The sequence below is a fragment of the uncultured Brachyspira sp. genome (assembly GCF_944393015.1).
In the GTDB taxonomy this organism is placed as follows: domain Bacteria; phylum Spirochaetota; class Brachyspiria; order Brachyspirales; family Brachyspiraceae; genus Brachyspira.
Map to the genome: position 1 here is coordinate 1 of NZ_CALXYQ010000072.1, position 9846 is coordinate 9846.

Consider the following 9846-nt stretch of genomic DNA (forward strand, 5'->3'; position numbering starts at 1 on the left):
ATTTACTAGACACTGTAGGTGAATAATTTTTTATGTGTGAATATAGAAATAAAAAAATTATGAGCGTCTAGTAAATTTATTTACTAGACACTGTAGGTGAATAATTTTTTATGTGTGAATATAGAAATAAAAAAATTATGAGCGTCTAGTAAATTCGTGTAATACTTACAGAGTCATTTACTAAACTCGCAGAAGCGAATAACTTTTTTATAAAGTATATAAATATATTAGTTGAAAAAATATATAATATTATTATATTATAAAAAGAGTTAATTTTATATAAAGAGGTGAGCAATATTATGAAGAAAATTTTATTAATAACTTCAATGTTAATAATAACTATCAGTACAAATCTTATGGCTAAAAGCGGTTTTGGAGTTGATTTGAGCGTACCTTTAGGAGCAGGAATTGGTTTTATTTATGAAGATGGTAAAGAAAGTAAAACATTGAAGCCGGATGGAGGATTTGAATTCGGAGTATATTTAAAACCTAATTATTATTTTGATTTAAGTATTTTATCTTTAGGTATAGCATTGGATATTGGATATCAAAGAGATGTATTCGCTTATAAATCAGATATTAACAAAGGTAATTTGACATTTGACAGCTTAAGTGTAGGTTTAAGCCTAAAATTGATATATTATTCTTATCTATTGGTGTAGGTGCTGGAGTAAAATTTCCTCTTGGCGGAAGCAGTTACTCTAAAGAAAATAGCGGCGGAGAGCATACTGAAAAATATGATTTAAAACAGCTTCAAAATAATTTTAATAATTTATATATACCTTATCTTAAAGCAAGTTTAGATTTTCTTTTATTATATAACTTTACTTTGGGTATTTATATGTCTTATGATTTTCCTGTTATGGAATATAAAGAAGTTTCTCCAAAAGTAACATTCGGAGGATTTGATATAGGCGGACAAATAGGTATAAGATTCTAATAATTTTAATTAAAAATAAAAACCATGCAGAATTTCTGACATGGTTTTTATATTATTTATAAGTATTTTTTATCATCATTATTAATCTATAATAGCATAGGCTCTAACTGGAGAACCTTCGCTTCCTATGATTTTTAAAGGTGCCGCACTGAAAAAGAATTTTTTATGAGATACTTTTTCTAAATTTGTAAGATTTTCTACAATACATATATCATTAGAAAATAAAATATTATGTATCAAGTTATTATTTGAAATAGAATCAACTGAAGGAGTATCTATTCCTATAGTTTTTATTTTTAAATCTATAAGCTTATATGCGAAACTTTCACTCAAATATGGAAAATTTTTATAATAATTTTCTGTATTAATATTCTTATGCCAATATGTATTAATAAGAAGTATACTGCATTCTTTTATTATGTCAAAATTGAAATCATCATCAAAATTTATTTTATTATCTTTATCAGGCATTATATCAATACAATAAGCATTTCCAACAAAATAATTTAAATCTATAGTTGCAGCAGATTCTTTATTTTTTATGCAATGAAGATGAGTATCAATATGAGTTGCAGTATGCACGCACATAGATATATTTGTGATATTAAAATATTCATAGTTTTCAGCTGAAACTTTTACATCAATATCATCAGGATAATGAGGCATATTATTATATATTTCAGCTGAAAGATCTATTATCATATTTTTTTAATTCTGTTTATTATCATGTCTTTTTTTATTATTAGGTTTAGAAGAAGCTAAAGAAGCAAATATTACTCTGCCGGCCTCTTTAGGAAGAACATTGTCTATTTCTATTTCAACATTTTTTCCTATTAAATGTTTTGCATTATCAACTACTATCATTGTACCATCTTCCAAATAACCTAAAGCCTGTTTATCTTTTCCTTCTCTTATCAAATCTATATTGATAGTTTCACCCGGTAAAACAACTACATGAAGTGAATTAGCTAAATCATTGATGTTTAAAATATCTACTTCATGTATGGAGGCTACTTTCATTAAATTAAAGTCATTTGTTATTACTTTAGCATCCATTTTTTTAGCAAGCTCAATAAGTTTCAAATCAACTTCTTTTATATTAGGAAAATCTATATCAGTTATTGAAAGAAGTATGTTTTTAGAAGATTTCATTTTATTTAATATTTCTAAAGCTCTTCTTCCTCTTATTCTTTTTTGCGGATCTCTTGCATCGCTTAAAAACTGCACTTCTTTTATAACAAATTCAGGAAGTATAAGAAGCCCGTCAAAAAATTTCTTTTCTGCAATATCATATATTCTTCCGTCTACTATTACAGATGTATCTAATATTTTTGCGGTTTTAGTTTTATCCTGCTTTGTAAGTTTAAACATATTTGATATACTTGGTATGAAAGCTATAATAATACTGAAAATTAAATAACCTTCTACGAATAGAATAATCAACTTTTCATTTAATGATAAAGTTATTCCTACAGTATTAATTGTACTTATAGTTAAAAGTACAGTGATTAATGTCAAAAAGAATGCTATGAAAAAACCTAATATGATTTTAGAAGTTTTCTTTCTAATAAATAAAAACTCAAATAAAAATACCAATACCGCACTAATTATGAATACTGTTAATGTTTGATAATTAAAATGTTTCAGTATAAAATAATCCACAGCTAGTACTATACAAGATAGTACAAAATACACAACTCTCCACATAATTTCCTCTTAATTTTATATTATATGCATATTATTTTTTTAATGGAATAAACTAATATAAACTAGAGTAGGATACTATTCTTTATCAGCTTCTTTTTTCTTTTTTTTGCCGTTTTTAGCAGTTTCTTTTTCTTCTTTTTCTTTCACTACTTTTTCTTTTTCTAACGGCTTAGTCTTGAATTTTTTAGCTGACTTCTCCAAAGCATTTGATACTATATCTTCAATTTCATCTCTGTCTTTTTTTAATGCTATACTAATTTCATTAACTATAAACATATAAGCTTTTTCATATAAACGTTTTTCACTTGCAGAAAGTTCTTTTAATTTGTTTCTTGTGAATAAGCTTCTTGCAACTTCTATCGTATCTTTAATATCTCCGCTTCTGAGCTTTTCTTCATTTTCTTGATATCTTATTTTCCAATTATTTTCTATATCATGAGGTTTTGTCTGTAATATATTTAAAAGATTATCAGCTTCTGCTTTAGATATAATCTTTCTTATACGATATTCTTTAACTCTATTTATAGGCACTTTTAATGTAATATTTTCACTTTCACATTCTAGAACATAACATTCTACTAGATTAGAATTAACTTTATTATCTGATATTCCCACAACTTTGCATATACCGTACATAGGATATACAACATAAGTATTCAATTTGTACATATTAGCCTTTCTTGTTAATAGTTAATGGTTTATTCTAATAAAATATAATAATATACCTCTGTCTATTATATGTTAAAATTATAAAAAATCAAGTATTTTATTACAGTATTCAAGTTGTATTTGTATTATTAATTATAAATTTAATTACGAATTTTATTAATAAATTTAGAAAATTTACAACTAGATAGCTTGCTATATTTAAATATATAGTATACTATATATATTGACAATAATAAAAAGGAGGTACAAACGTATGACAGATAAAAAAATAGAATTATTTGAAAATTATCCAGTACATAAAGCTCTAATTACGCTAGCACTTCCAACAATATTAGGAATGTTAGTTAATGTTTTTTATAATATGGTAGATACTTTTTTCGTAGGACAGACAGGCGATCCTAATCAGGTTGCTGCTGTATCATTATGTATGCCTATATATTTGCTTCTTATGGCTTTCGGTAATATATTTGGTATAGGAGGCGGATCATATATATCAAGAAAATTAGGGGCCAGAGATTATGAATCTGTAAAAAAGATATCAGCATTTGCTTTTTATGCAAGCATTATAGTAGGATTTATTTCTATGGCTGTATATCTAATATTTATGAAGGATATATTAAAAATTTCGGGAGCAAGTCAGAATACTTATCAATTTTCTAAAGATTATTTGGTAATAGTGGCATTTGGGGCTCCTTTTATAGTTAATCAAATGGCTATGGGACAGATTGTACGAGCTGAAGGTTCTTCAAAAGAGGCTATGATAGGTATGATGATAGGTACTATAGTGAATATTGTATTAGACCCTATTATGATACTTTATATGAATATGGGTGTTGCCGGTGCTGCTCTTGCTACAATAATAGGTAATGCTTGTTCTACTGTTTATTATATATACCATATATTAAGAAAAAAATCTTTCCTATCTATACATTTTAGAGAATTTACTTTGCATAAAGATATACTTATCAATGTATTTTCTATAGGAATACCTGTTTCAATTAACAATATACTTATGAGTGCTTCTAACATATTAATAAATAATTTAGCTGCAGGATACAGTGATAATGTAGTAGCTGGTCTTGGAGTATCTCAAAGAATATTTACTCTTGTTGTATTAGTATTCATAGGACTTTCTCAAGGGCTTCAGCCTTTTGTAGGTTATAATTTCGCTTCTAAAAATTATAAGAGAATGAATGCAGCTATTAAAATATCTTGTACTGTAAGCGTTGTAATAGGATTTTTACTTTTAGGATTATCTTTAATATTTGGAAGATTAGCAGTAGCTGTATTTATCAACAATGAAGAAGTAATCGATTATGGTGTAAAATTCTTAGTTGCTAGTTATTCTATAGCTCCTATAATAGGTTTTCAATTTGTATTTATGTCTACATTCCAAGCGTTAGGAAAGTCAATTCCTTCTTTGGTGCTTTCTATAAGCAGACAAGGTATAGCATTTGTTCCTACAATACTTATAGGTACAAAATTATTCGGCATAAAAGGTATTATATGGGCTCAGCCTATAGCGGATGTAGTTACAGTTATAATGGCTAGTATTATGTACATATATATTTATAAGAAAATGAAAAAGAAATTAACTGAAGAAGAAAATAATAGTGAAAATAATTCTGAACCAGCTTATGCAAATGTATGACATTTCGTAAACTTTTCGTAGACCTTAGCCTGCACTTTTATTTTTATAAGTGCGGGCGTTTTTTATTATTAATACATCAGATTTTTTAGTACTTTTGCAAAGTTTTAGAAAGATATATGTATTTTATCTTATTTTAACCTCCCACCCTTTCAAATTTATAGTTTTAATTTCAATTATCAATTTTATTTAAATTAAAAACGTAATCAGAAAAATTAAAGCCCGCCCAAGTATTAATTAGATTTAAAATTTTCTAAACGCACGGTGAGCTAGTTTTTATAATAAAGTTGATTTGAATTAATAATTAAGCCTATACTTATAAAACTTACTCTGCGTGCGGTAATAATATCATAAAATTTAAACAAAGTTTGGGTGGGTGCTGAAATTTATAATTAAGTTATCAGTATAGTTAATATTTGAATTAAAAAAATCGTTATAAATAATAAAGGGTGGGGAATGTAATATAAGTTTTAAAACTTAAATTACATTTGCCCGCCCAAGATTTTTTTTAAAATTTTAAGTATGTACACCCAAAATTATTCATCATCAGAGTCTTCATCTTCTTCATCGTTTAAATCTATGAATATAGTATATAAAGCACATATATTGTCATTTTCATCATAAGCGAAATAGGAAGGATAATAACCATCACCATAACCGCTTGTAAATAATACTATATTAGAATCGCTTTCAGGTATATTCCAATTAAGCCAATCACCATATTCAGATTGATATTTAGGATTCTTTTTGGCATTATCTTCTAATAGGTCGGAAAATAAATCATCGTATCTGTTATCGAAATCTCCACCGCTTTCCTCTTCAAGTTTGTTTTCATATTCAAAATATTTTTTAGCCGCATCATAATCGCAAAAACAACCCATACCAGCATCTACTGGATATCCGAAAAACTCTCCTTCTTCTACTTCAGATAAATCTTCTTCTCCTGTAACGGCAAGTTCATATCTTTTAGCTTCTTTATCAGAGAAAGAAATTTTAGCTATGGAAATTCTCTCTTCATCTTTTATTATAAGAAGTGAAACTTTATATTTATTAGGCTTTACAGTTTGAATGAATGGAGATACTTGATTCTCATATAAATACGCTAAAGGATCACAGGCAATTATTTTTCCTGATGATAAATTAACTTCTCCTATATCTAATATATCAAGTTCTGTCTCATTAAATTTTTTATCTCTAAAAGGTTTGTCCAAATCAAAACTAGGTACAAGCAGATGTTTTACTTTGTCGAATTGTTGTTTGAAATCTTTGTCCATATACTACTCCGAATAGTTATTATTATGATGATAATATACTATAAAAGATAAATAAAGACAAATAAAAACTTTATTCTAATTTAAAGTAAATAAGTTCTTTCTGTAAATTATTAGTACTATTAGCAATATCTCTTCCCAAATCAGAACTCTGACTAGCTAAACTAGAGTTTTCTTGTGTGATATTATTAAGCTCATTCATAGAACTTCCTATTTGTTTCACACTATCTTCCTCTTCATTAACGGAAGAAGCAATATTGACTAATATTTCAAGTACATCATTAGTTGCCTTTTCTATTTCGGATAGAATATTTAAAGAGCTTTTTGCAGAATCATTACCTATATCTATTTTAGCTACTGTAGTTTCTATAATATTTGTGATATTAACGGCAGCTTCATTAACATTTTGTGCTAAAGACCTAATCTCAGAAGCAACAACAGCAAATCCTCTGCCTTGATCTCCGGCGCGTGCAGCTTCAACAGCAGCATTTAAAGCTAATATATTAGTTTGAAAAGCAATATTCTGTATTACTTTACTAATATTGGATATTTCTTTACTAGATTCATATATTTCTCCCATATTATTTGTGATTTCACTTACGGATTGAAATCCTTTATTTGCAGATTGTGTTACTTCATAACTCATATCCCTAGCTAATTGACAATTTTTAGCAGTGGAAGATATAGCAGAAAATAAACTTTCTACAGATGCAGAAATCTCTTCTACAACAGCAGCTTCAGAAGAAGTTCTATTTGACAGATTATCTATTCCTGAAGATATTTCATTTGAAGCATTATTTATAGCCTGTATATTAATTTTTAATTGAGAAACTAAATCATTTATAGCAGACTGCATATCATTGATTGAATTATTAAGTTTTCCTGCCACTCCTGATTTATTTAATTCTTTTTCTTCAAATTTATTATTGAAATTACCGTCTTTCATTAAAAATATTGTATTAATAGCATTATTCAAATTTTTAGATAATGGTATTGCTATTTTAGATACAAGTAAAAATTCTAATAATATTAATACTAGCATAATTATTAAAAAAGATATCATGATTTTATTAAAATTTTTATAAAAATCTTCAGCACTGTTTTTGAATACTAAAAAGAAAGGAGCATCAGCCATTCTCTTTATAAAAAACCATTCATTTTTTACTAAGCCTATTTTATAATCAATAGATGAAAAAGAATCTTTAAATTCCTCAAATATAGGATCATTAAATAAAGTAACATTTTTATTTAAAATATAATCTTTATTATTATGTGTTATATATGTACCATCTAAGTAAACTAAATTAAAATTATAGCTGCAATATTTTTGAGCCTTTAATATTAAGTCCTCCATATTATCAAAATCTATGCCTAATACTCCCATAAGCTGTGAATTGTTAGTATATACTGCTTTACTGAAAGTGATAGCTATTTTTCCTGATGCCGCATCTAAATAAGGTGCACTTATCACTACATCTTTAGTTTTAAGTGCATCCTGATACCAACCTCTGCTTACATGATCATAAGTTCTAGGATGTACCACTAGAGTGTTGATAAACATACCGCCTTCTGAATAAGAAATAGTTTCTCCAAAATAAATACTTAAATAATTTTTATAAGTATTTTGTATATTTGTTATAAATTTTCCAAAATAATAATAGTCAGAAGAAACTTCTAAATTTTTAGAAAGTAATAATATATCATCTTTTATATCATTCAAATAATTTTCAGCTACTATATCAACATTCATAGCCTGTGACATATGATTGCTTAAATATTGATTTTTATATATTGGTTTATATATAAAATATACAGCCACTAATACTATAGCCAAAAAAATTATAAACGGAGCTAGAAACTTAACAATTAAATCATTTTTCATTTGAATTATTACCTCCTATAATTATATAATAGTAATTTATAGTTCCTAATTCAAGTAATAATTCAACTTTTATTATAAATAATGTCAACATTTCTAGTAGCAACTATATTAACCCCAGCAGCATTCTCAACAACAATATCCCCTATATGAATGGGTGCTTGAACTTCTACAGTTTTTAAAGCCTCAAGACATTCATTAATTTTTGATTTGTCTATAGGATCTTTAGTTTTAACAGGCAGCATTTTCAATTTTCCATTTTTTACTTTTACTATAGAAGTAACCATTCTTACAGGACGAACAACTTCATCTCTGGCATAAGTGTCGCCCCTTTTACAAGTGTTTCCGCTTATACTTAAAACATTACTGCCCTCTAACTCTACAGACAAAGCACAGCCCATAGGACAGCATATACAAGTTAATTCTTTTTTTTCCATTTTAATTACTTCCTTATATATTTTTTATTGTTTGTTATTTTTTAGTTATTGAGCTCATTAAATAAACTCAAATCAGCCATCATATTTTTAAGCATTATTTCAATTCTTGGCATATGTTCTGCTATAGTAAAGCCGACAATCTCTTTTTCTTTTGCTATATCATTTATTATTTTTACTGTTTCGTTTATCTTCATTCCATTTGGAGAAACGCCTACAGCAGCTATTATCTCATTAGGATCAAGCACATCCAAATCAAAATGTATTAAAACCTTAGAAACATTTAAGTTTTTTAGCCAATTTATTATATTTTCGCTTGAAGCTTCTTCAGGAGCAAAATGAGTTATGCCGTATTCCTCTTGACGTTTTTTTATCTCATCTCTTTCCCAATCTCTAAGCCCTACAAATAATATTCTATCAGCTGAAATTTTGCTTGGAAGTATAGAACTTATATATTTATCAACATTACCCATACAAGCACTAACTGCCATAGCATGATATCCTGCATAAGTATTATCTTCGGGTAAAGTTATATCAGGGTGAGCGTCTATCCATATTAAAGCTATATCATTATTATATTTTTTGTTTAAATATGTAAAAGGAATAACACTTACAGAACATTCACCTCCGAAAGTGATTATTTTATCAGGATTATTTTTATTCAAAATATCCAATGCATTTTTAGTTTGAGATACTATAAAATCATAATCCATAATACCATTTTTTATTTTTCTGTTTTTTATATCTAAAGAAATAGGAACTTCTAAAGTTTCATGACTATCATTTTGAGGAGCAAGTATGCTTAGTAATTTTGCCCCAATATAATAACCTCTTGAAGAATCTTCAGGCTTTAGTTCCTTTATCCAATCAGATATAATTCCGCCCTGCCACTGAGGATAAATAAGTCTTATAGTTTTACTCATATAAATAAACTTCCTTTTTATGTTTTTAATGCTTTTATTATATATCATAAAAATTGTTATTTCAAACTTTAATTATCCTCTATCTTAAACTCAATATTTTTTAAGCCCTCTTTTGAAAGCATAGATTTATCAAGCTTTACTGTCTCCATTTCACCTGGGGCAAATATCAAATGCTTTTTATGTATTACTCTCTCACCATCAAAATAAACATTTAAAAATTTATTTTGAAATATATTGCTTACTCTAAATCTTACCATAACATGATCATCTACATTATCAGTATTAATCATAGAAGGAACAGTATATCTCACTCCATTAGAACCTTTTAGTGAAATAGAGTTTTTATCATCTCTTCTTTTGTTTTTAAGAACATAA

General features: G+C 27.0%; 8 protein-coding genes and 2 pseudogenes. 2 read left to right on the forward strand and 8 right to left on the reverse strand.

Features of this window, described 5'->3' with window-relative positions:
* The first annotated feature begins 299 nt into the window (after nucleotides 1-299).
* Nucleotides 300-940: pseudogene (locus Q0K19_RS14265) on the forward strand (hypothetical protein).
* An 81-nt stretch (nucleotides 941-1021) separates the two neighbouring features.
* Here Q0K19_RS14265 and Q0K19_RS14270 read toward each other — a convergent pair.
* From Q0K19_RS14270 to Q0K19_RS14280, 3 genes are all read right to left on the reverse strand, one after another.
* Nucleotides 1022-1642: a cyclase family protein gene (locus Q0K19_RS14270; RefSeq protein WP_297249122.1), complete on the reverse strand. Its 621-nt coding sequence runs from the start codon at nucleotides 1640-1642 to the stop codon at nucleotides 1022-1024.
* Nucleotides 1643-1648: 6 nt separating this feature from the next.
* Nucleotides 1649-2647 (reverse strand): PIN domain-containing protein, encoded by a 999-nt coding sequence (locus Q0K19_RS14275; RefSeq protein ID WP_297249124.1) that lies wholly within the window; start codon nucleotides 2645-2647, stop codon nucleotides 1649-1651.
* Nucleotides 2648-2722: 75 nt separating this feature from the next.
* A complete protein-coding gene (locus tag Q0K19_RS14280; RefSeq protein ID WP_297249127.1) occupies nucleotides 2723-3316 on the reverse strand; it encodes a CarD family transcriptional regulator in 594 nt (197 codons plus the stop codon).
* Nucleotides 3317-3569: 253 nt separating this feature from the next.
* Between Q0K19_RS14280 and Q0K19_RS14285 the strand changes: the two genes are divergently transcribed.
* Entirely contained in the window at nucleotides 3570-4967 is a 1398-nt protein-coding gene (locus Q0K19_RS14285; protein WP_297249129.1) for an MATE family efflux transporter, read from the forward strand.
* Nucleotides 4968-5500: 533 nt separating this feature from the next.
* Here Q0K19_RS14285 and Q0K19_RS14290 read toward each other — a convergent pair.
* The 5 genes and pseudogenes from Q0K19_RS14290 to Q0K19_RS14310 all read right to left on the reverse strand — a co-directional run.
* Nucleotides 5501-6238 carry a DUF4241 domain-containing protein gene (locus tag Q0K19_RS14290; protein WP_297249131.1) on the reverse strand — a complete coding sequence of 246 codons (738 nt, stop codon included), beginning with the start codon at nucleotides 6236-6238 and terminating at the stop codon, nucleotides 5501-5503.
* 70 nt (nucleotides 6239-6308) lie between these two features.
* On the reverse strand, nucleotides 6309-8117 hold the full coding sequence (locus Q0K19_RS14295) for a methyl-accepting chemotaxis protein (RefSeq protein ID WP_297249133.1): 1809 nt from the start codon (nucleotides 8115-8117) through the stop codon (nucleotides 6309-6311).
* A gap of 62 nt (nucleotides 8118-8179) precedes the next feature.
* Entirely contained in the window at nucleotides 8180-8551 is a 372-nt protein-coding gene (locus tag Q0K19_RS14300) for a DUF1667 domain-containing protein (RefSeq protein WP_297249135.1), read from the reverse strand.
* Between the two features lie 41 nt (nucleotides 8552-8592).
* Nucleotides 8593-9471 (reverse strand): arginase family protein, encoded by an 879-nt coding sequence (locus Q0K19_RS14305; protein ID WP_297249137.1) that lies wholly within the window; start codon nucleotides 9469-9471, stop codon nucleotides 8593-8595.
* Nucleotides 9472-9539: 68 nt separating this feature from the next.
* Nucleotides 9540-9846 (reverse strand): annotated as a pseudogene (locus Q0K19_RS14310) (pyridine nucleotide-disulfide oxidoreductase); the annotation flags it as partial.

Coding starts and splice junctions, on each gene's coding strand:
- Q0K19_RS14290 (WP_297249131.1), bottom strand. CDS start 6,238: ATGGACAAAGATTTCAAACAACAATTCGACAAAGTAAAACATCTGCTT.
- Q0K19_RS14280 (WP_297249127.1), bottom strand. CDS start 3,316: ATGTACAAATTGAATACTTATGTTGTATATCCTATGTACGGTATATGC.
- Q0K19_RS14275 (WP_297249124.1), bottom strand. CDS start 2,647: ATGTGGAGAGTTGTGTATTTTGTACTATCTTGTATAGTACTAGCTGTG.
- Q0K19_RS14295 (WP_297249133.1), bottom strand. CDS start 8,117: ATGAAAAATGATTTAATTGTTAAGTTTCTAGCTCCGTTTATAATTTTT.
- Q0K19_RS14300 (WP_297249135.1), bottom strand. CDS start 8,551: ATGGAAAAAAAAGAATTAACTTGTATATGCTGTCCTATGGGCTGTGCT.
- Q0K19_RS14305 (WP_297249137.1), bottom strand. CDS start 9,471: ATGAGTAAAACTATAAGACTTATTTATCCTCAGTGGCAGGGCGGAATT.
- Q0K19_RS14270 (WP_297249122.1), bottom strand. CDS start 1,642: ATGATAATAGATCTTTCAGCTGAAATATATAATAATATGCCTCATTAT.
- Q0K19_RS14285 (WP_297249129.1), top strand. CDS start 3,570: ATGACAGATAAAAAAATAGAATTATTTGAAAATTATCCAGTACATAAA.